Annotated in this window: 26 protein-coding genes; 16 read left to right on the forward strand and 10 right to left on the reverse strand. The window is 72.3% G+C overall.

The window, feature by feature from the left end:
* Window positions 1-6: 6 nt before the first annotated feature.
* Entirely contained in the window at window positions 7-1323 is a 1317-nt protein-coding gene (locus tag ABTZ58_RS08880) for a KamA family radical SAM protein (protein ID WP_351352298.1), read from the reverse strand.
* Between the two features lie 337 nt (window positions 1324-1660).
* On the opposite strand from ABTZ58_RS08880, the gene ABTZ58_RS08885 reads away from it, so the two are divergent.
* Genes ABTZ58_RS08885 through ABTZ58_RS08935 form a run of 11 tightly spaced genes read left to right on the forward strand, consistent with a single transcriptional unit; the run spans window position 1661 to window position 11122 of the window.
* Window positions 1661-2380 (forward strand): thioesterase domain-containing protein, encoded by a 720-nt coding sequence (locus tag ABTZ58_RS08885; RefSeq protein WP_351352301.1) that lies wholly within the window; start codon window positions 1661-1663, stop codon window positions 2378-2380.
* Window positions 2373-3623: a glutamate-5-semialdehyde dehydrogenase gene (locus ABTZ58_RS08890; protein WP_351352304.1), complete on the forward strand. Its 1251-nt coding sequence runs from the start codon at window positions 2373-2375 to the stop codon at window positions 3621-3623. The genes ABTZ58_RS08885 and ABTZ58_RS08890 overlap by 8 nt, the downstream gene beginning before the upstream one ends.
* Before the next feature lie 34 nt (window positions 3624-3657).
* Window positions 3658-3939 carry an acyl carrier protein gene (locus ABTZ58_RS08895; RefSeq protein WP_351352307.1) on the forward strand — a complete coding sequence of 94 codons (282 nt, stop codon included), beginning with the start codon at window positions 3658-3660 and terminating at the stop codon, window positions 3937-3939.
* Window positions 3936-5255 (forward strand): TrpB-like pyridoxal phosphate-dependent enzyme, encoded by a 1320-nt coding sequence (locus ABTZ58_RS08900; protein WP_351352310.1) that lies wholly within the window; start codon window positions 3936-3938, stop codon window positions 5253-5255. The genes ABTZ58_RS08895 and ABTZ58_RS08900 overlap by 4 nt, the downstream gene beginning before the upstream one ends.
* Window positions 5252-6103, forward strand: a complete 852-nt coding sequence (locus tag ABTZ58_RS08905) for a hypothetical protein (protein WP_351352313.1) — start codon at window positions 5252-5254, stop codon at window positions 6101-6103. The genes ABTZ58_RS08900 and ABTZ58_RS08905 overlap by 4 nt, the downstream gene beginning before the upstream one ends.
* Before the next feature lie 35 nt (window positions 6104-6138).
* Window positions 6139-6402: an acyl carrier protein gene (locus ABTZ58_RS08910; protein WP_351352316.1), complete on the forward strand. Its 264-nt coding sequence runs from the start codon at window positions 6139-6141 to the stop codon at window positions 6400-6402.
* A complete protein-coding gene (locus ABTZ58_RS08915; RefSeq protein ID WP_351352319.1) occupies window positions 6399-7511 on the forward strand; it encodes an acyl-CoA dehydrogenase family protein in 1113 nt (370 codons plus the stop codon). Before ABTZ58_RS08910 ends, ABTZ58_RS08915 begins: the two co-directional genes overlap by 4 nt.
* Entirely contained in the window at window positions 7508-8110 is a 603-nt protein-coding gene (locus ABTZ58_RS08920; protein ID WP_351352322.1) for a 4'-phosphopantetheinyl transferase family protein, read from the forward strand. The genes ABTZ58_RS08915 and ABTZ58_RS08920 overlap by 4 nt, the downstream gene beginning before the upstream one ends.
* Window positions 8107-8985: a hypothetical protein gene (locus tag ABTZ58_RS08925; protein WP_351352325.1), complete on the forward strand. Its 879-nt coding sequence runs from the start codon at window positions 8107-8109 to the stop codon at window positions 8983-8985. Before ABTZ58_RS08920 ends, ABTZ58_RS08925 begins: the two co-directional genes overlap by 4 nt.
* Window positions 8972-9529, forward strand: a complete 558-nt coding sequence (locus ABTZ58_RS08930) for a flavin reductase family protein (protein ID WP_351352328.1) — start codon at window positions 8972-8974, stop codon at window positions 9527-9529. The genes ABTZ58_RS08925 and ABTZ58_RS08930 overlap by 14 nt, the downstream gene beginning before the upstream one ends.
* Before the next feature lie 12 nt (window positions 9530-9541).
* Complete coding sequence (locus ABTZ58_RS08935) at window positions 9542-11122, forward strand: AMP-binding protein (RefSeq protein WP_351352330.1); 1581 nt, start codon at window positions 9542-9544, stop codon at window positions 11120-11122.
* A gap of 45 nt (window positions 11123-11167) precedes the next feature.
* Here the strand turns inward: ABTZ58_RS08935 and ABTZ58_RS08940 are convergent, their stop codons facing one another.
* From ABTZ58_RS08940 to ABTZ58_RS08960, 5 genes are all read right to left on the reverse strand, one after another.
* A complete protein-coding gene (locus ABTZ58_RS08940) occupies window positions 11168-12046 on the reverse strand; it encodes a LysR family transcriptional regulator (RefSeq protein ID WP_351352333.1) in 879 nt (292 codons plus the stop codon).
* A 291-nt stretch (window positions 12047-12337) separates the two neighbouring features.
* Complete coding sequence (locus ABTZ58_RS08945; RefSeq protein WP_351352336.1) at window positions 12338-13678, reverse strand: MFS transporter; 1341 nt, start codon at window positions 13676-13678, stop codon at window positions 12338-12340.
* Window positions 13650-14237: a hypothetical protein gene (locus ABTZ58_RS08950; RefSeq protein WP_351352339.1), complete on the reverse strand. Its 588-nt coding sequence runs from the start codon at window positions 14235-14237 to the stop codon at window positions 13650-13652. The genes ABTZ58_RS08945 and ABTZ58_RS08950 overlap by 29 nt, the downstream gene beginning before the upstream one ends.
* A gap of 289 nt (window positions 14238-14526) precedes the next feature.
* Window positions 14527-15918: a Mucin-2 gene (locus tag ABTZ58_RS08955; RefSeq protein ID WP_351352341.1), complete on the reverse strand. Its 1392-nt coding sequence runs from the start codon at window positions 15916-15918 to the stop codon at window positions 14527-14529.
* 7 nt (window positions 15919-15925) lie between these two features.
* On the reverse strand, window positions 15926-16654 hold the full coding sequence (locus ABTZ58_RS08960; protein ID WP_351352344.1) for an alpha/beta fold hydrolase: 729 nt from the start codon (window positions 16652-16654) through the stop codon (window positions 15926-15928).
* A 259-nt stretch (window positions 16655-16913) separates the two neighbouring features.
* Here ABTZ58_RS08960 and ABTZ58_RS08965 point away from each other — a divergent pair, with 259 nt between their 5' ends.
* The gene (locus ABTZ58_RS08965; RefSeq protein WP_351352347.1) at window positions 16914-17888 is read left to right on the forward strand and encodes a GNAT family N-acetyltransferase; all 975 of its coding nucleotides are present in this window, start codon (window positions 16914-16916) and stop codon (window positions 17886-17888) included.
* Between the two features lie 116 nt (window positions 17889-18004).
* Here the strand turns inward: ABTZ58_RS08965 and aztA are convergent, their stop codons facing one another.
* Entirely contained in the window at window positions 18005-18730 is a 726-nt protein-coding gene (gene aztA, locus ABTZ58_RS08970; RefSeq protein WP_502996034.1) for a zinc ABC transporter ATP-binding protein AztA, read from the reverse strand.
* 14 nt (window positions 18731-18744) lie between these two features.
* Here aztA and aztB point away from each other — a divergent pair, with 14 nt between their 5' ends.
* From aztB to aztD, 4 genes are all read left to right on the forward strand, one after another.
* On the forward strand, window positions 18745-19632 hold the full coding sequence (gene aztB / locus ABTZ58_RS08975; protein WP_351352354.1) for a zinc ABC transporter permease AztB: 888 nt from the start codon (window positions 18745-18747) through the stop codon (window positions 19630-19632).
* 10 nt (window positions 19633-19642) lie between these two features.
* Entirely contained in the window at window positions 19643-20884 is a 1242-nt protein-coding gene (locus ABTZ58_RS08980; protein WP_351352357.1) for a hypothetical protein, read from the forward strand.
* Window positions 20881-21843 carry a zinc ABC transporter substrate-binding protein AztC gene (gene aztC, locus ABTZ58_RS08985; RefSeq protein WP_351352360.1) on the forward strand — a complete coding sequence of 321 codons (963 nt, stop codon included), beginning with the start codon at window positions 20881-20883 and terminating at the stop codon, window positions 21841-21843. Before ABTZ58_RS08980 ends, aztC begins: the two co-directional genes overlap by 4 nt.
* An 88-nt stretch (window positions 21844-21931) precedes the next feature.
* Window positions 21932-23131 (forward strand): zinc metallochaperone AztD, encoded by a 1200-nt coding sequence (gene aztD / locus ABTZ58_RS08990; RefSeq protein WP_351352363.1) that lies wholly within the window; start codon window positions 21932-21934, stop codon window positions 23129-23131.
* Window positions 23132-23242: 111 nt separating this feature from the next.
* On the opposite strand, the gene ABTZ58_RS08995 is transcribed toward aztD, so the two are convergent.
* From ABTZ58_RS08995 to ABTZ58_RS09005, 3 genes are all read right to left on the reverse strand, one after another.
* Window positions 23243-23662, reverse strand: a complete 420-nt coding sequence (locus ABTZ58_RS08995) for a Fur family transcriptional regulator (RefSeq protein ID WP_351352366.1) — start codon at window positions 23660-23662, stop codon at window positions 23243-23245.
* Between the two features lie 199 nt (window positions 23663-23861).
* Entirely contained in the window at window positions 23862-25052 is a 1191-nt protein-coding gene (locus ABTZ58_RS09000; RefSeq protein WP_351352369.1) for a GTP-binding protein, read from the reverse strand.
* 126 nt (window positions 25053-25178) lie between these two features.
* Window positions 25179-26378 (reverse strand): YncE family protein, encoded by a 1200-nt coding sequence (locus ABTZ58_RS09005; protein ID WP_351352372.1) that lies wholly within the window; start codon window positions 26376-26378, stop codon window positions 25179-25181.
* Window positions 26379-26394 lie beyond the last annotated feature (16 nt).

The following is a 26394-nucleotide window of genomic DNA, read 5'->3' on the forward strand; positions in this document are numbered from 1 at the left end:
AGGCGTTCACGGCCGCAGCGCCTCCCGGATGTCCTGCGGCGTGTCCGCCGCGATCTCCAGGTCGTCGAGCCAGGTGGCCCTGGGGTCGTAGTGCGCCCGGAACGGGCGGCCGACCAGGGCGGGGTTGCGGGCCTGCGCCAGCCGCAGCTGGAAGTACCGGTCTGCGCCGAGGCTCTCGACGCCGTCCACCACGACCTTGCCGGGCGTGGTGGACATCACCGGGCCGCGCACGGTGCGGGCGAGTCCCGGCAGGGTGCGGTAGGCGGTGTGGAAGATCTCCATCGCGCGGGCCAGCGGCACCTTGAAGTAGTCGTAGGGGCCGGTGTCGCGTTCGACGAACATGTAGTACGGGACGGCGCCGAGCGCGAGTTCCGCCTTCCACATGGCGGCCCAGGTCCGGGCGTCGTCGTTGATGTGCGCGACCATCGGGGCCTGGCAGTAGACCACGGCTCCCGTGGCCCGGATCCGCCGCACGGCCTCGGTCACCCGGTCGGTGTGCAGTTCGCGGGGGTGGGTGAAGTGGGCCATGACGGCGACCTGTTTGCCCGCGGCCGCGACGCGTTCGAAGAGCCGCAGCAGCGGGTCGGCGTCCGCGTCGCTCACGAAGCGCTGCGGCCAGTAGGCCAGGGACTTGGTGCCGATGCGGACGGTGTCGACGCTCTCCACGCCGAGCAGCGGCTCCAGGTGTCCGGTGAGGCGGTCGGTGCTCATCACCATCGGGTCGCCGCCCGTCACCAGGACGTCGCTGACCTCGGGGTGGTCGTGCAGGTAGCGGACGAGCCGGTCCGGGCCGGGGGCGGCGAAGCGCAGGGAGGGGTCTCCCACGAACTGCGCCCACCGGAAGCAGTAGGTGCAGAAGGAGTGGCAGGACTGCCCCTGCGTGGGGAAGTACAGCACCGTCTCGCGGTACTTGTGCTGCAGGCCGGCCAGCCGTTCGCCCTCGTGCACCGGCACGTTGTACTCGCGCTGCCCGGAAGGGTGGGGGTTGAGTCCGGCGCGGATCCGCGCGACCTCGGCGGCCATCTCGCGCTTGGCCGCCCCGGAGCGCACGAGCGACTCCAGGGAGCGCTCGTCGGCCCCGGGGAGCATGCCCCGCTGGGGGAAGACCAGGCGGAAGATCGGGTCCTGCGCCGGGTCGGTCCAGTCGATCAGCTGGTCGAGCACGTACTCGTTGACGCGGAACGGCAGGACGTGTGCCAGCAGGGCGATGCCGTCCCGTATCTCCGGGGAGAGCCCGTAGCGCCGGGCGATGTCGTCGATCTGCCGCGGGCCGAAGGCACGGAAGCGGGTAGTGCCGACCGGTTGGTCGAGCATCAGTGTCATGCGGGGTTCCTCTGAACTCGGCGGAATGGCTGGGCGACGGCAGGCCGTCCCTAGTCGGCGGTCGTGGCGTCGAGCGCCGATTACCCCGCTGGGAATCGTTGATTCGAGTTCGTTCCCGAAGCCATAAACGCTTCGCATGGCGTCGATAAGAGTGCCGAATTACGCCCCCTGACCTGCTTTCATAATGCCCGAAGTCGCAGACGATAAGAGCCCTCTATGGGGTGGGGGCGTAATTCGTTTGAAAGGTGGGTGGCGCGGAAGTCGCTTCTCGTCGATGCCATTGAGTGTGGAAGGAAAGATCATTGATGATCGATTGCCCGCTTCGCGGACGCACCCCGTGAGCCGCGCGGACGTCACCCAGCCGGTGCTCATGCCGATGGGCCGGCCCCGTCCCGGGAGGTGCAGCGTCCTCGTGCACGCCGCCGGCGGTGGCGTCGGGGCCTACACGGGCGTCGGGTTCGCCCTGCGCCGCTCCGGTCCGGTCTTCGCCCTGCGCGGGTACGGGCTCGCGCCGGGGGAGGAGCCGGACCGCAGCGTCGCCGCCATGACGGACCGCTACTGGTCGCTGCTGGCGGAACTGCCCGAGCCGCCGGGGCTGTTGTTCGGCTGGTCGCTCGGCGGCGTCGTCGCCTGGGAGCTGGCCGCCCGGCTGGCCGCGGAGGGACGGCGCCCACGGGTCGTGATGGTCGACAGCCCCGCCGCCCGCATCGACCGGGACCCGGCCGCCGCACGGCGATGGCGCGAGCGCGTCCACGCCTCCCTCACCGCCGACGACAGCGGCCTGCCCGCCGACCGGGCCGCCGCGACCGCCGACGCCCACCTGGACGCCGTCGTCTCCTACCGGGCAGAGGCGCGCCACGACTGCCCCGCACTGCTCATGCCGTGCGCCGACGAGGACAACGACGACCACCTGGCGGCCTGGCGCGAGGTGGCCCCGCGGCTGACCGTACGGCCGCTGCCCGGCGACCACTTCACCGCGTTCGACAGCGAGCGACTGCCCCTTCTCCTGGACCACCTCGGGGCCTTCCTCACGGCAACGGAGGAGCAGCATGCCTGACGGTCTCCTGAGCCGGGCCCGCGCGGCGTTCGACGCGGCCCCGCCCGTGGGCGACCCCGCCTACGACCGGTACTGCCGCGTCCTGGGCGAGGAACTCGCCGCCCACTGGCCGCGGATCGCCCGGGCCAACGCGGCGGACGTCGCCGCGGCCCGGCGGCTGGGCCTGCCGCCGACGCTGGTGGAGCGGCTGCGGCTGACCGACGCCCACCGGGACCGGATGGTCGAACTCACCGCGATGACCCGGGACGAACTGCGGGAGGTGCGCGAGAGCGAGGTGCCCGTCTCCGGTGCGGCGCGGCACGTCCACCGCGTCCCGCGACCCCTCGGCGTCGTCCTGATGGTCTACGAGGCACGGCCCACCGTCACCGTGGACGGCGCCCTGCTCCCGGTCGCCGTCGGGAACGCCGTGCTGCTGCGCGGCGGCAAGGAGACGGCCGCCACCAACGCCGCCCTCGAACGGGCCGTGCACGCCGCGCTCACCCGGGCCGGACTGCCCACGGGCCTCGTCACGGTGCTGGACGACCCGCAGCGCCGGCTGCTGCGGGCCCTGCTGAAGCGGCCCGACGAAGTGGACGTGCTCATCCCGCGGGGCAGCCCCGCGCTCGTCGAGTACTGCCGCACCAGTGCCATCCCGCTGATCGCCAGCGGCGGCGGCGTCAACCACCTCTACGTCCACCGCAGCGCCGACCTGGACCTCGCGGTGCGTGCCACGCTGGACAGCAAGCTGCCCGAACCGGCCGGCTGCACCTCCGTGGAGACGCTGCTGCTCGACCGCGCCGTCGCCCGGGACTACCTCCAGGCCCTGGCGCGCGGGCTGGCGGGCCGTGAGACGGAGCTGACCCTGCACACCGCCCCCGAACTGGACGCCCTCGTCCCCGCCGCGCTCAAGACCGAACCCCTCGCCGCGCACGACCTGGGCCGGGAGTTCCTCGACCCGGTCGTCGCCGTCGTGCCGGTCGACGACGAGAACGCCGCGCTGGACCACGTCCGCCGCCACGGCTCCGGGCACACCGAGGGCGTCATCGCCCGCGACCGGCACGTCGTCGACGCCTTCCGCCGCCGCTGCGACGCCGCGATGGTCGTGGTCAACGGCTCGCTGCGGCTGCACGACGGTCCCACCCTCGGTCTGGGCACCGAGATCGCCATCGCCACCGGCCGGCTGCACGTGCGCGGTCCCGTGACGCTCGGCGCGCTGGTCACCCACAGCTACGTCACCGACGGCGCCGGCGCGCTGCGCGGCTGACGGCCGGCCTTCCCTCCTTCCCGAAAGGCGTGCCATGCCCCAGGAACTGTCCCTCGACCGGGACGCCGTCGCCACCGTCGTCAAGAAGGTGGTCATCGCCGAGTCACGGCTGTCCCTTCCGCCCGGCAGCGTCAGCGACGACGAACCGCTCGTCGGGGACCTGCTGAACGTGAACTCCCTCGGCTTCGTCGGCATGCTCGTGCGGATCGAGGACGAGCTGGACGTCACCCTCCCCGACGACCTCTTCGTGGGGCGCAGCTTCCGCACCGTCCGGGACCTGATCGACGTCGTGACGGCCGCGGAGGTGCGGCCGTGACGCACGGGATCCCGACCCGCTGGCGCAGCATCCTGCCCCACCTGTCCGAGCCCCTGCCGCCGGACCGTACCCCGCCCCGCACCGGTGACGGAGCGCTGAAGATCAACCTCCCGACGGAGCTGATCCGGCACAGCGTCTCCGCCCGCGAGTACTGGGACATCCCCGCCCCGGTCGTCGAGCGCTACCGCCAGTACCGCCCTACCCCGTTGTGGCGTGCCCGCGGTTTCGAGGAGGCCGTCGGCGCCCGCGTCCCGGTGTACGTCAAGAACGAGGGCGTCAACATCTCGGGCAGCCACAAGCTCAACACGGCGCTCGCGCAGGCCTACTACTACCGGAAGGCCGGTGTGCGGGAGCTGGTCACGGGCACCGGGGCAGGCCAGTGGGGCACCGCCATGGCTGCCGCGTGCGCCCTGTTCGGACTGCGCTGCCGGGTCTTCATGGTCGAGTCCAGCCTCCGGCGCAAGCCCTACCGCGGGGTGCTGATGCGCATGCTGGGCGCCGAGGTGCACGCCAGCCCCAGCGGCATGACCAAGGTCTCCGCCACGGAGGCCCCGGCCGCCGGCAACAGCCTCTCGCTCGCCATCGGGGAGGCCGTCGAGTACGCCGCCGAACACGACCGGGTCGCCTTCTGCATCGGCAGCGGGGAGACGTACAGCATCCTGCACCAGTCCGTGATCGGCCTGGAGGCGGAGGAGCAACTCGCGGAACTGGACGCCGAGATCGGCGCGGTCGTCGGCTGCGTGGGCGCCGGATCCAACTTCGGCGGCATCGCGCTGCCCTTCCACGCCACGGCCCGTGCGGCGGGCAGGCAGGGACCCCGGCTGGTCGCCGCCGAGTCCAGCAGCACACCGAAACTGACCCGCGGCGTCTACGCCTACGACAAGACCGACGCCACCGGCAGCGGCCCGATGGAGGCCATGTACACCATCGGCAGCGACTACCGGATCCCGGACGCGCACACCGCGGGCCTGCGCTTCCACGGCGCGGCGAAGCTCATCTCCGCGCTGCGGCACAGCGGCGACGTCGACGCCGTGGCGGTCAGCCAGGCGGACGCCCTGGACGCGGGCCGGCTGCTCGCGCGCCACGAGAGCGTCCTGCCGGCGCCCGAGTCCGGCCACGCCCTGGCGGCCGCCGCCCGCATCGCCGCCTCGCCCGACGCCACCGGCGGGGTCCTGGTGTGCGTCAGCGGCCACGGCTACCTGGACCTCGGGGCCTACGAGCACTTCCTCGACGGCGGGGTCGAGGACCAGTCCCCGCCCGACGAGGCGCTCGCCCGCGCGGTGGCCGGGCTGTCCCGGGTGGAGGCCCGCCCGTGACGGCCGTCGCGGTCCCGTCCGTGCGGACCGGGATCCTCGACTGCGTGCAGGTCAACCTGGCGGTCCTCGCGGACCGCCGGCACGGGCCGGGACGGCACCTCGCGCTGGGGGCGCGGCTGCGCTTCCGGCCGCGGCCCGGCCCCGACGGCCTGCCCACGGTGGACCCCCCGCCGGAGGACCACCTGCGCGACGGAGCCGCCCTCGTGGGCCTGCGGCCGGACGCCTTCGCCCACCACGTCCCGGCCGACGGGCTGCGTGCCATGGCCGAACGGGCTTCGGTGGTCTACGCCGTGGCCGACTCCTACGACATGCCCTGGCTGCCCTACGCGGGCCGGGCGCGCATGGAGCACAGCTTCCTGGCCCGCGCGCACCCCGACGGAGCCGAGGTCGAGGACGCGTACGACAACGAGACGGCGTGGGGCCCGGCCCGCCCCGGCCGGTGGACCTACCCCTGGGAGCGCCTGCCCACCGCCTCCTTCGCGTGCGCCCTGTCGCCGGTGCCCGAGTACCGCCCGCCCCGGCCGGAGCTGTCCCTGGACGATCCGGCCGCCTACGTCGAGGCCTACACCGCCCACCCCGACCGGCTCGCCGCCGCACGCCGGCTGACCGCGGAGACCTGGCTGCTGACGCGGGCCCGGCACCTGCACGCCGCCTACCGCGAGCACCTCGGCGAGCGGCTGGACGCGGCGGAGCACCTGCGCCGCTGGGACCGGCTCACCGCGACCGCGTTCATCGCCCAGCGGCGGGCCGAACGGGGCCGGCCGGCCCCCGGGGGCCTGCTGCCCGAACTGGCGTCCCTGCTCACCGCCGACCGCTGGGTGTTCGCCGTGCGGCCCCACCGACCCTGACCGATGCGCACCACCACCCAAGCGACGGAGAAGCCGTGAACCAGCCCTTCATCGACCTGCTGACGCCCTTCCTGCCCAACCTCGGGGACCGTCCCCTCACCGAGGACAGCCGCCTGCACGACCTCGGGATGAACTCCATGAAGGCCATCGACCTGCTCTTCGCCATCGAGGACGGGCTCGGGGTCTCCCTGCCGGACGAGGACCTCAACGACGCCACCTTCGCCACCGCCGGCAGCCTGTGGGCCGCGGTGCGGCGGGCGCAGGGCGCCGCCGAGGGAGACGACAGGGCGGCGGCATGAGCGTCCCCGCGGTGCGGGAGCCCGCCGCCGGGGCCGGCTCCCGCCTCGGCACACTGCCCGCCGACGCGAGCGGCGCCGACCTCTGGCGCGTCCTCGGAGCGGAGAACCGGCTGGCCGGGGTCTACCGCGGCAGCGATCCGCGCGGCGGCGTCGACGCGGCCGCGCTGGGCGCGCTGCTGACCGACCTGGACCGCCGCTTCGGCGTCGGCTCGACGCTGGCCGTGACCGTGCCGCTGGCCACCTGCCTGCCGCTGCTGGCCGGGGGGACCGGCCCGGCCGCCCGGACGCTCGCCGACAGCCTCGACGGGCGCACCATCATGGCCCTCGCCGCCACCGACGAGGCGTCCGGCTGCGACCTGGCGGCCCTGGACACGCGTGTCTCCTTCGACGGGGACCACGTCCGGCTCGACGGCACCAAGCGCTGGATCACCAACGCGACGACGTGCGGTGCCGCCCTGGTCCTCGCCCGCCACCGGCCCGGCCCCCACTTCACCAACTTCACCTGGGTGCTCGTACCGGCCGACGCGCCCGGTGTGCGCGCCGAACCCGCCGAGACGCGGCTGTTCGACGGCTCCGGCACCGGTCACCTCACCTTCGACGGCGTCCGGCTGACCCATGACCACGTCGTGGGCGGGACCGGCCGGGGACTGAGCGCGTTCGCCGCCCACATCGCCACCGAGCGGCTGGCCGGGGCCCTGTGGGCGGTCGCGCTGTGCGAGCGGGTGCTGGGCGACACCGCCCGCTACCTGGGGCGGCGCCGCCACGGCGGCGGCGTCCTGTGGGACCGGGAGGGCATACGCCAGCGCTGGGCGGGTGCCCTGCTGCGCTCCCGTCAGCACCGCGCCCTGACAGAGAGCCTCACCGAGGCGGTCGCCGCCCGCCGCGACACCTCGGCCGCCGCGCTGCTCAAGGCCAGCGCCGCCGAGACCGTCGAGCACGTCCTCGACGTGTGCGCCCACCTCCAGGGCGCGCACGGCTTCCGCACCGGTGGCCCGCAGCAGCTGCGGGCACAGGGGGCCCTGTTCGGGATCGGCGGCGGCACGACCGAGGTCGTCCTGGGCATCGTGGCCGAAACGGCCCCCCAGAGCGATCCCGGGGAACTGCCGTGAGGGTCCTGGAGATCAGCCCGGGTGTGTGGGTGGCCACCGGTGCGGCCCCCGCCGGCCGCCTCACCCCCGCCGACCTCGCCACGGCCCGAGGCCTGCCCGCCTGGCGCGCCCGAGAGGTCCTGGCGGGGCGCGCACTCCTGCGCGGGCTGCTCGCCGAGGTGGCATCAGACGGTGCCGGCGAACCGGTCGTGGCCGGCCACAACGGCAAACCGCTCCTGGCGGGCCGCTCCCGGCCCGGCATCAGCATCTCCCACGACGGGGAGCACACCGTCGTGGCCGTCGCGTCCGGCCGTCGCGTCGGGGTCGACGTGCAGGTGCCGCCGCTCCACGTCGGCCACGCCATGGTCCGGCGGTGCGCCGCCCCGTACGCCACGCACCTGTCCAGCATGCCGGAGCCTCTGCGGCACACCGTCTTCACGGAGATCTGGACGGTCCAGGAGGCCTGCGTGAAGACCGACGGCACCGGCATCGGAGGGCGCCCCTGGAGCATCGACGTGCCCCCGTATCTCGACCACGGCGACTGGCGCGGACTGCGCTGGCGCAAGGTGCGAGACCTCATCGACGTACCCGTGGCCTGCGCCTGGGAGGCGACACCATGACACCTGCCCTGTCCTGCTACACCACCACGCTGGTGGAGTACCTGGGAGGCGCGGCGGCCGACCGGCTGGCGTCGGCGGTGCACCTGTGGGTGCGCACCGACGCACCGGACGGCACGCTCGCCTTCTCCCACCACGACCGCATCGACGGCGGGACCCTGGTCCACGACCACCGCCCGGACTGGCCGTCGGCCCGTGCCGCGCTCACCGCCCTGCTCGCCGAGCAGGGCCGCGTGATCGTGTCGGGCAACGCCTTCCACCTGCCCTGGTCCCCGCACCACGGGGTGCGCACCGTCCCCCACTGGTTCCTGCTGCGCGCCCACGACGCACCGGGGTGGCTCGTGGCCGACCCGTTCCACGCCCTGATGCCCGGAGGCGAGCAACTGCCCTACGCCGGCGTGCTCGACGACGACTCGTTGCGCCGGGCGTTGACGCCGGTGGGCCCGCTCGACCCGGCCGTCCGCAACCGGGACGTGCACGCCCTCGGGGAACCCGTGGACAGCGGCCCCGTGGATGCCTACCGCTGGCTGCGCCGGGCCCCCGCGCCCCCGGCCGCCGCCCCGACGCGGTGGCCGGGCACCTGGCTGCGCGAGCCGCGCGAGGTGTTCGCGTACCTGCGGGACCGCCTCACCTCCGACGGGGACCTGCTGGAGCGGCACCTCGACGACCTGTGGGCGGCGTCCCGCCACCAGCTCCACCGCCTGGGGCCGCACGCCGGCCCGGATCTCGCCGACGCCTGGACGCAGTTGCCCAAGGCCCTGCGTTTCGCCGCCGACTCCGCGCGGCGCGGACGCCCCCGCACCGCTGTAGTCCAGCGGGCGCTCGACACCCTCGCCGGGCTCACGTCCGGCCGGGAGGTCAGCCGTGCTCGGGGCTGAGACGACGACGGCCCAGGCGGCCCCGCCGGACGGGACGGGGGTGGACGAAGCGCTCTTCCGCGCGGCGATGACGGGTCTGGCCAAATGCGTCGCGGTCACCACCGCCCTCGGACCGAACGGGCCCGTGGGCTGCACCACGACCTCGCTGATGTCGCTGTCCGTGGCACCGCCGAGCGTGCTGCTGGCCTTCGGCACGGGCGGACGCACCCTGGACGACCTGCTCCGCGCCGGCCGCTTCGCCGTCAACGTGCTGTCCCACACGCAGGGACCGCTGGTGCGGCGCTTCGCCACCGGCACCCCCGCACAGCGCTTCCGGGACACCCCGCACGCCGTGCTCCGGGGCGTCCCGGTCCTGCACGACGCCGCCCTCGTGATGACCTGCGACGTAGCGGAGACCTTCACCTCCGTCGACCACGTCCTGGTCGTCGGCACCGTACGGCACCTGAGCACGGCCCCGAACTCCCCGCTGGTGCTCGTCACCGGCGAACCGCACATCGCCACACCCGTACCGCCCGCCCCGGCCGCGACCGACAATCTGCGTTGACCTGGAGAGACCATGCCAGCGACTCCCGCACCCGCGGTGACCCACCGGCCCGACGAACGCTTCGACGAGTTCCTCCTGGCGGCCGCGGCCACGCACCCCCACCATCCCGCCGTGGTGGAGTACGCGGACGGCGCGGAACGGGTGACCACCTTCCACGACCTGCGCGAGGCCGCCGAACGGTACGCCGCCGAACTGGACCGCTTCGGTCTGCGGATCGGTGACCGCGTCATGATCGTGTCGGACACGTCCGCCGACGCCGTCGCCCTCGTGCTGGCGTGCTCGTCGCGCGGCCTGCCCTTCGTCCCGGTCAGCCCGGAGACCCCGGCCGAACGGAGAGAGACGATCGAGCGGCTGGCCGAGCCCGCGCTGTGCCTGACCGCCGACGGGGAACCGGAACCGGCCGTGGGCCACGGCCGGTTCGGCGGAGGGACCATCGACGTGCCGCGCCCGCCGGCACGCCGTGAGCGGCTCAGGCGCGCCGTGACACCGACCGACACCGCCTACATCATCTTCACGTCGGGCACCACGGGCCGGCCCAAGGGCGTGGTGATGAGCCACCGTTCCGTCGTCGCCTTCTACCGGGGCATGATCGCCGAGGGGTTCGTGTCGACGGGCGACCGGGTGGCGTCGACGTCCCCGCTCCAGTTCGACTTCTCACTGCTGGACATCGGCATGGCGCTGGGCAGCGGAGCGGCGGTGGCCCCCGTCCCGCGGGCTCTGCTGCGCTGGCCGACGCGGTTCCTCAAGGTGCTGCGCGTCACCCGGGCCACCCACGTCAACGGCGTGCCGTCCATCTGGCGGCAGTCGCTGCGCCACATCCCCGACCAGCTGGCCGACCTGCCGGAGCTGCGCGGAGTGCTGTTCTGCGGGGAGGAGTTCCCGCTGGGTGAACTGCGCCTACTCCAGCGGCTGCGGCCCGGCATCCGTCTGGTCAACTGCTACGGGGCGACGGAGTCCATGGCGGCCAGCTTCGCCGAGGTGCCCGACCCGCTGCCCGACGACGTGACGCACCTGTCGATCGGCAACGGGCACCGGGGCACCGACATCCTCCTGCTGGACGCCGAGGGGGCGCCCGTGCGCGAGGAGGGTGTCGTCGGCGAGATGTACCTGCGCAGTCCGGCCCTGATGACCGGCTACTGGGGGGACGCCGAGGCCACGGACGCCGTCCTGGTCACCGACCCGCTGGAGCCCCGCTCCGGGCAGCGGCTGCTGCGGACCGGTGACCTGGCCTACCGGGACGCCGACGGCGCGCTGCGCTTCTGCGGGCGCAGGGACTCCCAGGTGCAGATCCGCGGCAACCGCGTGGAACCGGCCGAGGTGCAGCGCCGGCTCCTCGCCCACCCCGAGGTCTGCGAGGCGGCCGTCGTGGTGTACGAGGACCCTGACGGCAACGCCGAGTTGAGCGCGTTCGTCGTCCTGGCGGACGGCGCGGCCGGTACGGCGGAGAGCGATCTGCTCGCGTTCTGTCTGCGTTCGATGCCGGCGTACATGGCACCGGGCGTCGTGCGCATCGTGGAGAGTCTCCCCGTCAACCAGCACGGCAAGACCGACCACCGGCGTCTGCTCGCCCAGCTCCTCACCGACGCCGCTTGACCGGCCCACGGGCTTCGTGGCTCCACAGGGGGGCCCGGAGCCCGTTCAGCCCGCGCTGACCACGTCGGAGGCGGCCTTCAGCACGGCGTCGAGTGCCGGGTGCCCGATGTCGCCGCGCCGCCACAGGGCCTGCGTGTAGGTGGGGGTGACGGGCCGCCAGTCCACGACCCTGCGGAGCCGGCCGTCGGCGATGTCCTCGGCCACGGTGACCTCGGGGAGCAGTCCCACGCCGATGCCGTTCTCGGCCATGCGCTTGACCGCGGTGATGGAATCGAGGTGCAGGGTCCGCCCCGCCCGCAGGGTCGACTCGACCTCGTCCAGGAGTCCGCCGCAGTGACGGACGTCGAGGTCGGCGCTGACGAGGATCGACGACACGGTCTCCTCCGGACCCTGGCGGCCGGGGCCCAGTCGCCCTCCGGCCACCAGGGCGAACGGCTCGGGGCACAGATCGCAGTGCTCCAGATCCTCGTCCGAGGTTCCGCTTCCTATCATGAACACGCAGTCCACCTGCCCGTTGCGCAGCAGGGTGACCGCTTCCTGGGGAGGGGACAGCCTGAGCGACACGTCCATGTCCGGATAGCGCAGGAGCAGGTATTCGATGAGCGGGAGCAGTCGGTGGTTGACGAGGCTTTCCGGCGCACCGACGCAGATTTTCCCCTGCGGTGTGAGTGACGCGTCCGCGATACGCCGGACGTGACCGCTGAGCCGCACGATCTCGCGGGCCTGTTTCAGGATGGAGCGACCGGCTCTCGTCGGCCGGACACCGCCCGGTAAGCGCTCCAGCAGGATCAGGCCGAGCGACCGTTCCAGTGCCTTGATGCGATTGGTCACCGTCGGCTGGGTCACTCGGAGCATGCCGGCCGCCCGTGTCACACTTCCCGCGTCCACGGCGCCCAGGAATGCCTCGAGATGACGCGTATCCAATATTTCCCCCGTGTGAGTCGAACGTCGAAATTCAAGCCGACGCCACGTCGGCTTTCCTCCCCCGCTGCGTCGCCCTGTCATTCCGGTCACGAATGGCATACAAGCGGTCACGATGTCTGCGAGCGTAGCGTCACCCTTCCCCCTCATCAACACGTTTGGTATAGCCATTTATGGGGAGGCGTCTTTTCCCGGACGGATGATTTCACGTCATTTCAGTGAACCCCGACGACCGGCCCGCCGCCCGGGCGCACAGCCGCCTCGCCCACCATTTCCACTCCTGTGGTGGGCCGCTCACGAGTCGTGGCTTCGCTCGTTCACCGGCCGGGCCGGACGCCCGGCGGCGTGCGACGGCTCGTAAGTGTGCGGGAGGTCGCGCTCGCGGTGTATCGGGCCCATGGCGAGGATGAGCCAGGAGGGCGCGACCACACCCGTCATGATCCACATGGCCGGCCGGTGCCCGACGGCGTCACCGAGCACGCCGCCGAGCAGTGATCCGAGCGGGATGGTGCTGTGGTTGATCATCATGGCCGTCGACACGACCCGGCCGAGCATGTGCGGCGGGCAGTAGGTCTGCCGGAAGCTGCCGAACACGATGTTGGCCACGGTGATGCCGACCCCCACGAGGAAGGCTCCCAGCGCGAACAGCAGCAGCCCCGGTCCTGCCGTCGTCATCGGCAACAGCAGCACGAACGGCGAGGTGGCGACCTGCAGAAGAAGGGGCCCGCGCGCGCTGCCGAACCGCCGGCTCACCCTGGTGGCCACCAGCGCACCCACGATGCCGCCCGCGCTGCCGCTGGTCAGCACGAGACCGACCATGCCCGGGTTCAGCCCGACGGTGCGGACCAGGAACACGACTTGGACCGCCTGGTAACCCGTCAGCGCCATGTTGATCACGGCGCCCCACGTGACCATCGGCCGCAGATACGGGTCCTGGCCCACGAAGCGGAGCCCTTCCGTCATCTCCCGTCGCAGGGAGGCGCGTTCCACGTGACGACGGCTGTCCGGCTCGACCACACTGATCCGCTTCAGGCAGGACGCGGAGATCAGGAACGTCACCGCGTCGACCACGAGCGCGGTGACCGCACCGAACGCCTGGGCCAGGAGCCCCGCCACCCCCGGCCCCGCGAGCTGGGTGGCGGCCTCGCTGCCCTGCAGCTTGGCGTTGCCTTCCAGCAGGTCGTGGCCGTCGAGCACGATGGGGATGTACGAGTGGTAGGCGGTGTTGAAGCACACCATCGCGCTGCCGCAGGTCAACGCGACGACGACCAGCTGCCAAAAGGTGAGCGCACCGAGCCACGCCGCCACCGGGATGCTCACCAGCGCCGCGGCGGCCACCAGATCGCACATGATCATCAGTGGCCGTTTGCGTATCCGGTCCACCCATGCGCCTGCGGGAAGGCCCACCAGCAGCCACGGCAGCCACACAGCCGCGGCGAGCGAACCGACGGCTGTGGAACTGGCGTTCAACGCCACCACCGCGATCAGTGGCAGAGCCACGACGGTGATGCTGTTGCCCAGCCCACTCACCGTCTCGCCCACCCAGAGCAGTCGGAAGTCCGGTCGGGCCAGAACCCCCCATCGCGTTCGATTCCGGTCGGGCATGTCACTCATCGGGCCCACCCGGGGCATCATGCCGCCAGCCCTCACCGGTCCGCCCACCGTGACGGCCCTGCGACACACCGAGGTCGTGACGCATGGCGGTTCGCATGGTGCGGAGCATCTCCCAGATCTCGGACTGGGCCCGGGCTGCGGTCTCCATCGTTTCACCTGGTTCGGGGGCACCGCGCTCGAGGCGCTTGACCTGGCCGTAGACCCTGGTCAGGGCTTGGTTGACGACACTCGCCCGCCGGAGTACTTCTTCGGGGGCGATCATCTGCGCCTCGGAGTACCGGTCCCGATGCGCGTTCTTCGCCTCCTCGAGTGCGTCGCTGTCGGCCTCGGCAACGCCGTGTTCCCTCATGACGTGCAGGTGGCGGTTGAGCGCGGTGGTGAACTGCCGGGCGTCCCGGTTGAGTTCGACATAGCAGGTGCGTCGCAGCGAACGGTTCTCGCGTGCCTCCTCGTGGTCTCGGACGAGGTCTATCTCCAAGCGTTTGGCTCGTTCGGAGCCGCGCTGGGTGAGGAGTGCCCCTCCCAGGGTTCCTGCGACGCCGGCCACTGCGATGATGACTGAGCTGAGATCCACCGACATACCCCGCGACTTTCCTCGGCCTCGTGCCCGCTGCACATTGCCCGGGCCGTCAAGTCTGCCCAGTGGCACCCGTGTTGGGAGCGCTTCTTGACGTGGGCCGGCCGTCTGCCCGGTGCAGCAGGTCGGTCGGGCCTGCCTCGGGGCCCGTTCTGCGTCATGCGGTCACAGGAGGGGGAGCGTCGCCGCCGAGGAGCCAACCGGAGGGGGGCCCAGGTGCGAGGTCGTGGACATCTCGCTGCCGGTTCCGGTGGCCGGATGGGACCCGGCAGGATGCAGGCAGGACCGGCGGTCAGGCGGGAACGCCCGCCCGGTCCAGGACGGCAGCCATGTCGCCGTGGGGGAGCGCGGGGTTGGCCCCCGCGCTGGAGGCCAGTTCCGGGACAAGGAGCGCCTCGCGGAGGCGGTGGAGCGGGAGGCGCGGATCGCCGACCGCCGCCTGGCGTGTCCGGACCGCGGGGTCATGGCTGAGCCGTTCGATCAGCGCGGGGGTGGCGGCCGGGTCCCGGACGGCCAGCCGTCGGCAGGTGCCGTCCGGGTGGTCCGCGTAGCGCTCGGCGAGACCCTCGCGGGGGAAGCGGGGGTGCGTCTCCGCCATCCAGGCGGAGAACGTGCCGCCGAGCCGTGCGTACACCCGCATCAGCACCTCTTCCGGAGTGTCCGGGTGGTACACGCTCAAGAGGTCCTCCACCAGAGGATCCTCAGTGCGTGTGAGCAGACGCATGAGGTCGGGCGGCAGGTGAGGACTCCGGGCGGCGGTGCGCCGCAGGAGCGGGTGGGCGGAGGTCGCCGCCCGGCGCAGCACCTCGGGGTCGGCGAGCCCGTCCCGCACCCACTCCACGTCTCCCCTGGCGAACGGCTCCACCGTGAAGTCGATCGACATGCGTCGTGTCTCGTCCAGCTCCGGCCTGAGGGAGACCGCGAGCCGTACGGCCTCGTCGGGGTCGACGGCGAGTTGCTCCACGAGGCCGGAGGGCAGCGTCGGGTTCTCGGCCAGGGCGGCCAGGTGCGTACGCTCGGCGACGCACCGTTCGGCGTCGGCGCGGTGGATGCGCCCACGGCGCAGCGCCTCGGCGGCGGACGTCGGATCGCGGAGAAGCTCGGCGGTGAGACGCGCGTCCCGCTGGCACTCCCGCAGTGCGGCGGCCCGCCGCACGTGGGGTTCGGGGTCGGCGAGCAGCGCCGCGCGCTCGTCCGGCGTCAGCCTCTCCCACGCGCGCGTCGCGCTCCGGCGCGCTGCCGGATGGCGGTGCGTGGCCAGGGAGCCCACGAACGAGGGTGCGAGATGGTGCGAGTCCAGCAGGGCCGCCCGTACGGAAGCGTCGGGGTCGTCGAGCAGGCGGGCGCATACGTCGTCCGGCAGCGGCGCGACCGTCGTACGCGGGTCGTGCCACTCGGGTCCGTACGCGAGAGCGGCCCGCACCTTGGGGGAAGGGTCGTCCACGAGCCGGGCCCGCCGCGTGGGTTCGGCCCTGGTGCTCATCGCGAAGTCGATACGAGCGCCCGGGTTCGGGTGAGCCAGGATCACCGCGACGGCCGACTCGGGGAGGCCGGCCCGCTGCACGGCATGACGGGGCGGCCCCTCACCACCGTTGTCGAACCCGAGCAAGCGCAGCAGCAACGGTGTCGGCAGCGCCGGGTTACGGGCGACTCCGTCCAGCGCGGACGCGTGCAACGCGACCATGATTCCCCTACCCCCGTGTGGCTCCGCCGGCTGGTCGACGACCATGATCCCCCAGCCTGCTCAGCAGGAGCGCCGCCACGACCTCTGTGAACGCCTCCGGCGCGCGGTGGATCAGGTGCCCGACCGGGACGGTGACCATGTGCCCGCCGGGGATGCGGCAGGCCGACTCGGCGACACCGACCTGGGGCACGTGGCTGCGCGGGCCGCCGGCCACCACGAGCGTCTCCGCGGTGACCTGGCCGAGTCGCTCCAGCCACCTGGGACCGGGCCGGTCGATCTGCCGCCTGACGGCCGGCACCATCTCCCAGCCGAAGCCCAGGTCGCCGTCCGGCCTGGCCGGGGTACCCGGCTCCCGGGGACGGGGGGCCGGCACGTCCTCCAGGACGAGTCGGCTCACCCGGTGAGGATGGTCTTGTGCGAGCAGGTAGGCCACGACCCCGCCCATGGAGTGTCCGATCGGCTCCACGCGGCCCAGTCCCAGTGCGTCCGGGAACCGCAGCACGTCGGCCCGCATGAGTTCGAGCGAGTAGTCCCCGGGCCAGTCGCTTCGGCCGTGCCCACGCAGGTCGAGGGCGTACACCTGTCGGCTGCGGGCAAGGACGGGCATCAGCGGCTCCCAGTCGGTGGCATTCCCACCCAGCGCGTGGAGCAGGACGAGCGGCGGCGCGTCCGGCGGCTCCGACACCTGATAGGCCAGCCGGATCCCTCGCACGTCGACCGAGCGGTGATCAGCCATGTCCGGAAGGTACGCGGTAAGGGAGGCCGGAAGGTGGCGTTCACTGGCGGCCGAACCACCACCGCGGTGAGTATCCCGGATCCATCGGGCGATGGCGTGGGGGCACAAGACGGAGCCGAACACGTCGCGAGCAGTCCGAGCTGTGCCGACCCTTCGATGATCTTGCTACACGGCCTTCGGGACACCGTCGTGACCTGTCGTATCGCCCGGAGCGCACGTCCGTGGTGCGATGGGAGTGGGGGCGGAAAGGAGAGCGATCATGCCCTCAGCGAAGCGAACGAGTGTCGCCGCCCCGGTGTCGGTCCGCCCGCTGGCCGAGCCGGACCTGGACCGGGCCGACGCGATCTTCAGGGTCGCCTTCGGGACCTTCCTCGGGGCCCCCGAGCCAGAGGAGTTTTTCGGCACCGCCGACTATGTCCACACCCGCTGGGCCGCTGATCCGCACGCGGCCTTCGCGGCGACCGTCGAGGGCGAGGTCGTCGGGTCGAACTTCGCCGCCAACTGGGGCAGCGTCGGGTTCTTCGGGCCGCTGACGATACATCCGGACCTGTGGGACCAGGGCATCGGCAGGCGCCTCATGGAGCCGGTCATGGCCTGCTTCGACACCTGGGAGAACCGCCACCTCGGCCTGTTCACCTTCTCGCACAGTCCCAAGCACCTGGAGCTCTACCGTCGGTACGGTTTCTGGCCCCGATTCCTGACAGCCATCATGAAGGAGCAGGTCACCGTCAGTCCCGCGGTCCCCGGCCGAGTGCTGTACAGCGAGCTGACCGCCGCCGAGCGGCCCGACGCACTGAGTCTCAGCCGTGCACTCACGGGGACCGTGTACGAGGGCCTGAGCCTGGAGCGCGAGATCGTGGCCGTGCAGGCGCAGGGGCTCGGTGACACCATCCTCCTGGAGGGCGCCGGCTCCGACCTCGACGGTCTCGCCGTCTGCCACTGCGGAGCGGGGTCGGAGGCCGGTGAGGACGTGTGCTTCGTCAAGTTCGGCGCCGCACGCCCCGGCCCGGACGCCGCGGACCGGTTCGAACGACTGCTGGATGCGTGCGAGCAACTGGCCACCGAGAAGGGACTGGGACAACTGGACGCCGGAGTGAACCTGGCCCGCCAGGATGCCTACGAGCGCATGGCCGCCCGCGGGTTCCGTGCGGGCCTGCAAGGCGTGACCATGCACAAGCCCAACGAACCCGGCTACAGCCACCCGGACGCCTACGTGATCGACGACTGGCGCTGACCCACCGCCGTACGCGGCTTCGGGCAGAGGCGATCCTGCAGAGATGACTGCCGCCAGGACGTCAGGTGTGCAGCAGCGAGGCACGGATGCGGGCGATGACCCGCAGGACTTCGTGTTCAGGACAGGCCCGTAGCGGTGAGCACCTCCTCCGGCGGGCCCTGTCCGACCAGCCGTCCGTCGCTGAGGAGGAGGCAGGCGTCGGCCGAGCGGGCGGCCTCCAGGTCGTGAGTGGCCTGGACGACCGTCGTACCGTCGGCGATCAGGCCGGTCAGAAGGGCCGTGATCCTTTCCCGGGCCCCGGGGTCGAGTCCGGTGGTCGGCTCGTCCAGGAGCAGCAGGTCGGACTGCTGGGCGAGGCCCTGGGCGATGAGGACACGCTGGCGCTGACCACCGGAGAGTTCGCCGAGCTGGCGGTCTGCCAGGTCGGCGACGCCCAGTCGTTCCATGGCCAAGTCGACGGCCGCCCGGTCGTGGCGGGTCAGCCGCCGCCACAGCCCGCGCTCGCCCCAGCGGCCCATCTCCACGGTCTGCCGCGCGGTGAGGGGGAGTGCGTCACCGACGGCGCCGCGCTGTGGGACGAAGGCCGGCGGGCGGCCCTCCGCGTACTGGACCTGTCCCGAAGTGGCCTGGATCACGCCGGCGAGGACGCCGAGCAGGGTGGACTTCCCGCTGCCGTTCGGTCCGACGAGCGCCGTCATGGCCAACGCGGGGATGGTGACGGTGAGTTGACGGAGAACGGGTCTGCCCGGATACCCGGCGTCCAGGTCGGTGATCCGAACGCGCAGATCGGTCGTCTCGGCCCGAGGGCCCCTCGGGCAGTGTTTTTTGAACATGATTATCATTGTAGTGTCGTCGTATGGAGTGGTTGACGGCCCCTTTCGAGGTGGCCTTTGTGCAGCGTGCCCTGTGGGCCGGGATCCTGGTGTCGGCGATCTGCGCCCTCGCGGGGACGTGGGTGGTGCTGAGGGGGATGGCCTTCCTCGGTGACGCCATGTCCCACGGTCTGCTGCCGGGCGTCGCGGTCGCCGCCCTGCTGGGCGGCAACCTGCTGGTGGGCGCGGTGGTGAGCGCGGCCGTCATGACCGCCGGCGTCACCGCCCTCGGCCGCACGCCGAGGCTGTCCCAGGACACCTCCATCGGCCTGCTGTTCGTCGGCATGCTGTCGCTCGGCGTCATCATCGTGTCGCGCTCACAGTCCTTCGCCGTGGACCTCACCGGGTTCCTCTTCGGCGACGTCCTCGCGGTCCGCGAGAGCGACCTGGTCCTCCTCGGGGTGGCGCTGGCGCTGGCACTGGCCGTCTCGGTGCTCGGTCACCGCGCCTTCCTGGCGCTGGCGTTCGACGCGCGCAAGGCCGAGACGCTCGGCCTGCGTCCCCGGTCGGCGCACGCCGTGCTGCTCGGTCTGCTGGCCCTGGCCATCGTCGCCTCCTTCCACATCGTGGGAACGCTGCTCGTCCTCGGTCTGCTCATCGCGCCACCGGCGGCAGCCCTGCCCTGGGCGCGTGGCGTGCGCGGCGTCATGGTCCTCGCCGCCGTCCTGGGTGCCGGCGCCAGCTTCGGTGGACTGCTGCTCTCCTGGCATCTGAGCACCGCGGCCGGCGCGACCGTGTCGGCCCTCGCCGTCAGCCTCTTCTTCGTGTCCCACCTCGCGTCCGGGTTCCTGCACCGGCGCCGCACCGGCCGCCCCGGCACCGTCGCCATCCCCGCGAACGCCGCCCCCACGACCCGACCGAACGAAACCTGAGGCGATCTCCTTGCTCGTCCGAAGAAACGTCACTTCCCTGGCGCCGGCACTCCTTTCGGCGGTCCTGCTGACCGCTGGTTGCGCCGGCCCGAACGAAGACCCCGAGCCCGCATCGGGGCGTGCTTCCTCCTCCGCCACCCCCCACGGCTACGTCGAGGGCGCCACCGAGGCGGCCGAACAGCAGTCCCGGCTCCTTCTCGGCGACCACATCACCGGCGAGATCCGGGTACTGGACCTGATCAGCGGCCAAGTCCACCGGGCGGCACGCAGAACGGGAGTCACCGAACTCACCACGGACGGCCGCTTCGGCTACTTCCACGGCGCCGACGGCACGCACGTCCTCGACAGCGGCGCGTGGATGGTCGACCACGGGGACCACGTGCACTACTACCGCGCGAAGATCCAGAAGGTGGGCGAACTCCCCGGCGGCGCCGGCGCGAGCGTCCGTGGCGACGCGGGCGTGACCGTCGTGACGGGCGCGGACGGGAAGGCGGGTGTCCACTCCCGCGCCGACCTGGAGAAGGGCGAGCCGGGCACCCCCGTCGGACTTCCCGGGACTTACGCGGCAGCGGTCGTCCCGTACGCGGAACACCTGATCGCACTCACGCGCGCCGGTGACGACCCCGCGCGGGTCGTCGTGCTCGACCGGTCCGGCCGGCGCGTCGCCTCTCCGGAGTCCGAGTGCGAGGACCCGAAGGGCGACGCGGTCACCCGGCGTGGGATCGTCCTCGGCTGCGCCGACGGCGCCCTGCTGGTCCAAGAGCACGACGGCACCTTCAGCGCCGAGAAGATCCCGTACGGCGAGTACGTGCCGAGGAACGAGCGGGCAGCGGAGTTCCGGCACCGTCCGGGCAGCACCACGCTCACCGCACCCGCGGGCAGGGACGCCGTCTGGGTCCTGGACGTGACCGGGCGTGCCTGGACCCGGGTGGAGACCGGCCCGGTGATCGCGGCGAACACCGCGGGCGAGGGTTCGCCGCTGCTCGTCCTGGAGAACGACGGAGCCCTCCACGGCTACGACATCTCCAGCGGCAAGGAGACCACGGTCACCGCGCCCCTGCTGGGGGACGTCCCCGAGACCGCCTCCGGCGGGAGCAGGGCGCCGGTGATCGAGGTCGACCGGAGCCGGGCCTACCTCAACGACCCGGCAGGCAAGCGGGTGTACGAGATCGACTACAACGACAGCCTGCGTGTCGCCCGCACGTTCGACGTGGATGTCCGGCCGTCCCTGATGGTGGAGACGGGCCGATGAGCATGCCGGTGCGAGCGGCGCGGGTGCGCGCCCTGGTGCTGACCCTGGTCAGCTTCTTCGTCCTCGCCGGTGCGGTGACCGGCTGCGCGGGCGGCGACGACGACCGGCCCCGGGTCGTGGTGACGACCAACATCCTCGGTGACATCACCCGGGAGATCGTCGGGGACGAGGCGGGCGTCAGCGTGCTGATGAAGCCCAACGCCGACCCGCACTCCTTCGGCCTGTCGGCCGTGCAGGCCGCCGAGCTGGAGAACGCGGACCTGGTCGTCCACAACGGGCTCGGGCTGGAGGAGAACGTGTTGCGGCACGTGGAGGCGGCCCGCGAGTCGGGTGTGGCCACCTTCGCGGCCGGCGAGGCGGCCGACCCCCTCACCTTCCACACCGGGGGCGAGGGCGGTCCCGCCGACGAGGCCGGAGAGCCCGACCCGCACTTCTGGACCGACCCCGACCGGGTGCGCAAGGTGGCCGGCCTGATCGCCGACCAGGTCGTCGAGCACGTGGCAGGCGTGGACGAGAAGGCCGTCCGGGACAACGCCGGGCGCTACGACGCACGACTCGCCGACCTCACCGCCTGGATGGAGAAGTCCTTCGCGGCCATCCCCGAGGACCGGCGCGCCCTGGTGACCAACCACCACGTCTTCGGCTACCTCGCCGACCGCTTCGGCTTCCGTGTGATCGGCGCGGTCATCCCCAGCGGCACGACACTCGCCTCCCCGAGCTCCTCCGACCTGCGCTCGCTGACGCGGGCCATGGAACAGGCCGAGGTGCGCACCGTCTTCGCCGACTCGTCCCAGCCCACCCGGCTGGCGGAGGTCCTGCGCCGGGAGATGGGCGGCGACGTGGACGTCGTCTCGCTGTACTCCGAGTCGCTGACCGAGAAGGGCAAGGGCGCCGGCACCTACCTGGAGATGATGCGCGCCAACACCTCGGCCATGACCGAGGGCCTCACCGGCGCCTGAACGAACCCAACCGCGGCCGGCGGACCAGACGCCGGCCGCTCCACCCCCGAAACCCGCCCCCGTCGGGGCCGGAGAGGAAGCACACACCATGAACAAGCCGACGCGCGCCAGAACGCTCACGGGCACGGCCCTCGCCCTGGCGGCATCGATGGCGCTGACCGCCTGCGGCGCAAACGGCGACGCCGCCTCCGAAGCCGAGCCGAAGCGGACGAAGAGCGACGGGGCCGTCGCGGTCGACAACCCGCTGGTCGCCTCCTTCGACGGGGGACTGTACGTCCTCGACGGCGAGACCCTGAAGCTCGCGAAGACGATCGAACTGCCCGGCTTCAACCGGATCAACCCGGCCGGCGACGAGGACCACGTCGTCATCTCCACCGACAGCGGCTTCCGCGTCCTCGACGCCGCCCGGCAGACCTTCACGGACACCGCGTTCAAGGGCCCGAAGCCCGGTCACGTCGTGCGGCACGCCGGCAAGACGGTGCTGTTCACCGACGGCACGGGCGAGGTGAACGTGTTCGACCCCGCCGAACTCGGCGCCGGCGCCAAGCCGCAGACCCGCACCTACACGTCCGCCGAGCCCCACCACGGTGTCGCCATCGAACTGGCCAACGGCGAACTCGTCAGCACCCTGGGCACCGAGGAGAAGCGCACCGGCGCCCTCGTCCTCGACAAGAACGACAAGGAGATCGCCCGCGCGGAGAACTGCCCGGGCGTGCACGGCGAGGCCGCGGCCGAGGGCGAGGTGGTCGGACTCGGCTGCGAGGACGGCGTCCTGCTCTACAAGGACGGCAAGTTCACGAAGGTCGACGCCGCCGACGACTACGCCCGGACCGGCAACCAGGCGGGCAGCGACGTCTCCCCGATCCTCCTGGGCGACTACAAGACCGACCCCGAGGCGGAGTTGGAGCGGCCCACCCGCATCTCGCTGATCGACACACGCACCGCGAAGATGAAGCTGGTCGACCTCGGTACCAGCTACTCCTTCCGCTCCCTCGGCCGCGGCCCCCGCGGCGAGGCACTGGTGCTCGGCACCAACGGTGTCCTCCACGTCATCGACCCGGAGACCGGCAAGGTGGACAGGAAGATCGACGCGGTCGCCGACTGGACGGAGCCCCTGGACTGGCAGCAGCCGAGGCCCACCCTGTTCGTCCGGGACCACACGGCGTACGTCTCCGAGCCGGGCAAGCGCCAACTGCACGCCTTCGACCTGGACTCGGGTGACAAGTTGTCGTCCGTGACGCTGCCCAAGAGCACGAACGAACTGTCCGGCACGGTTGCCGGTCACTGACCGACCCGCGCGGGAACCCGCTGCGCGCGACGCCCGCCGGCCCTCAGCCGGCGGGCGTTCCGCACACCCGGCGCCGCCCGGCAGGGCCGCGGTGGGTGGATCGAAGGTCCTTCAGGTGTGCCGGTCCGTGAGCGCCGACGAGGTGGACCGGGTGAAGCGGCAACGGTCGCACACGCCACTCAGTTCGACCGTGTGCTCGACCTCCGCGAAGCCCGTCGCCTCGGCCACCCTTTCCGCCCAGCGTTCGACCACGGCCGCCTCCACCTCGGTGCTGAGGCCGCAGTCGCGGCAGACGAGGTAGTGGCGGTGTCCGTCGGCGGGCCGGGGCCGGTAGAGCCGTTCCCCGCTCCTCTCCCGCACGACGTCGACCTGTCCGGAGCGGTCCAGGGCGTGCAGGGTCCGGTACACCGTGGTCAGTCCGATGGTGATGCCGTCGGCCTCCAGTGCCTCGTGCAGTTCCTGGGCGGAGGTGAAGTCGGCCCGCTGATGCAGGGCGCTCAGGACGGCCTTCCGCTGTCGTGTCGTACGCAACGGCGCCGGCAGCTGTGTGACTGACGTTTCGCGCAGGGCCGCTCACCTCCCGAAGACGCCACACATGGTAATCATTTTCATCAGTGATTCAAGGAGGGCATTCCGGCTGCGCCGGGGTGTGGATCGAGCTCTCTCCCTGACGCGGGTGTGTACCGGGCCGGACGGTGCCGTGGCTGCGACCACCGTCCGGCCCGGAGCCTCAGTGCCCCGTCACGGTGGTGAGGGGGTCGTGCTCGTGCGCACAGCTCTCGTCGAGCCCGTAGGTGTCCCAGGCGGGGAAGGGGTCGGTGGCGGGCGGAGTCTCGCCTTCGCGCATCAGGCAGCCGGCCAGGGCCGTCCGCAGGGACTCCGCGTCCAAGTGCGTGCCGATGAAGACCAGTTCCTGGGCGTGAGGGCTGTCCGGATCGCGCGCGGCGGAAGGCTCGAAGCGCGCCACGCCGCCGGCCTGGGACCACCGCCCCGTCACGTGCGGCCGACTGGCGAGCGTGAAGAAGCCCTTGGACCTGAGCACCTGTCCGTGGCTGCCGCTGTCCAGGGTCTCCGTGACGAACCTCCACAGCCGCCCGGGGTGGAAGGGCACCGTGGAGCGGAAGACGGTCGAGGAGATGCCGTACTCCTCCGTCTCGGGTACGTGGTCGCCGTTGAGCTCCCTGACCCAGCCCGGAGCCTGCTGTGCCCGCTCCAGGTCGAAACGGCCGGTGCCCAGGACCTCGCCGACCGGTACGCGGCCCCGCACGGCCGGCACGATGCGGGCGGCGGGATTGAGGCGGGCCAGGGTGGCCCGCAGCCGGTCGGCGGACGCGGGGTCGACGAGGTCGAGCTTGTTGAGGACGATGACGTCGGCGAATTCGATCTGGTCCATCAGCAGGTCGCTGACCGTGCGTTCGTCGTCCTCGTACTGGTCCAGGCCCCGCTCGGTCAGTTCGTCGCCGCCGGCCAGTTCGGGCAGGAAGTTGGCGGCGTCCACGACCGTGACCATGGTGTCCAGGCGGGCCAGGTCGTCGAGGGTGGCGCCGTCGTCCCGGGCGAAGGCGAAGGTGGCGGCCACCGGCATGGGTTCGGAGATGCCGGAGGACTCGATGAGGAGGTAGTCGAAGCGTCCCTCGCGCGCCAGCCGGTCCACTTCCTCCAGCAGGTCGTCGCGGAGGGTGCAGCAGATGCATCCGTTGGTCATCTCGACCAGACGTTCCTCGGTGCGCGACAGTGCCGCCTCGCCGCCGCGCACCAGGGCCGCGTCGATGTTGACCTCGCTCATGTCGTTGACGATGACGGCGACGCGCAGGCCCTCGCGGTTGGTGAGGACGTGGTTGAGCAGGGTGGTCTTGCCGGCCCCGAGGAAGCCCGACAGAACGGTGACGGGAAGGCGAGACGAGGGAGCCCGAGTCGTCATGTGGGGATCAGCCTCCTGGGGCGAGCGGTGAGCGGGACAGACGATATATGAAAATGAATGTCGTTGCGATTCTGTGGTTCGATGGGTTTGCCGGTGGCCGTGGGGGCCGTTTCGGCCCGCCCGTCCTTACCGGCCCACGGGGTCGCCCTCGGCACCGTCGCCGCGGCTGCGCAGGGCCACGTGGCCGCCGTGGTGCAGTGGCGTGCCGGGCCGCAGGCGGACCGCCTCGTGCCCCGTTTCCGCGTCGACGATGTGGACCTCGCCGTGGCCGCCCCGCGTGACGGCGATCCAGTCGGAGCCCGGGGAGGCGGCCACCGCTCGGCGCTGGACGCCCTCCCAGGGGGTATCGCCGCGACGCGGGGCGCCGTCCATGGCCGGCAGGGGAACCCCGCGGACGGTTCCGTCGGCGCCCAGGAGGACGAGTTCGTCGCCGTCGGGGTGAATGCGGGTGAAGGCGGTGTGGTGCCGGGCGAGGGCCAGCCGGAAGACGAGTCCCGGGCCGAGTTCCGTCAGGAGCGTGCGGCCCGTTCCCAGGTCGTGGTGCCATGCCTGGTTGGTCCACTCCGGCCATCGCAGCGGGTCCGGGTCGCCGCCGCGCAGCGTGCTCCACAGCGCCTGCCGGCGGGTGTCGAACCGGAGGTACCAGCCGCGAGCGGGCGCCCCCCAGGGGATGACCGTCTCGGCGGTGAGGGTGTCGCCCTTCCTCCGGGCCCGGTGCACTCCGGCGCCCGTGGCCGCGAACACGTGTCCTGTACCGGGCGCCTGGGCGTCCCCGTGTCCGTCGTCCGGCAGGGGCAGGACCGCGTGGGGTGCGACCGGAGGGCAGCCGGGTGGACCCGCGAGCAGGTCCGCGAACCGGTGGACGGCCAGCTCGCCGGGCTCCCGGTGCCGCAGCACGACCAGCGGATCGTCACCGCCCAGCACCGTCACGCCCGGTTCGCCGACACGGGTACGCACCCTCGCCGTGTCGCCGGTGGCCAGGTCGAGAACGGTCAACAGGTCCGACCACGGTGCGGTGTTCTCGCCCAGGCCGGTGGTGACGGCCAGCCGGCGCCCTGCCGGGTCACAGGCGAGGTGCTCGGCCGGCACGGCCACCGGGACCGTCTGTTCCACGAGCTTCTCCGAGAACGGGTCGAGCACCAGCAGTTCCCCCCGGCGGTCGTCGACACACGCCACCCGCCCGCCGGGCAGCGCCAGGAACCCGGCGTGCTCGGAGAGGTGACGGCCGGTGAGGCGTCCCACGACGGCGCCGTCCGGCACGGTCAGCGCGTGGACGGCTCCGTCCACGTGGTCGGAGACGAGCAGGACGGATGTGTCAGTGGGCATGGGTCCTCCGGAAACG

It is taken from the genome of Streptomyces sp. NPDC094143 (assembly GCF_040303825.1).
Lineage (GTDB): Bacteria > Actinomycetota > Actinomycetes > Streptomycetales > Streptomycetaceae > Streptomyces.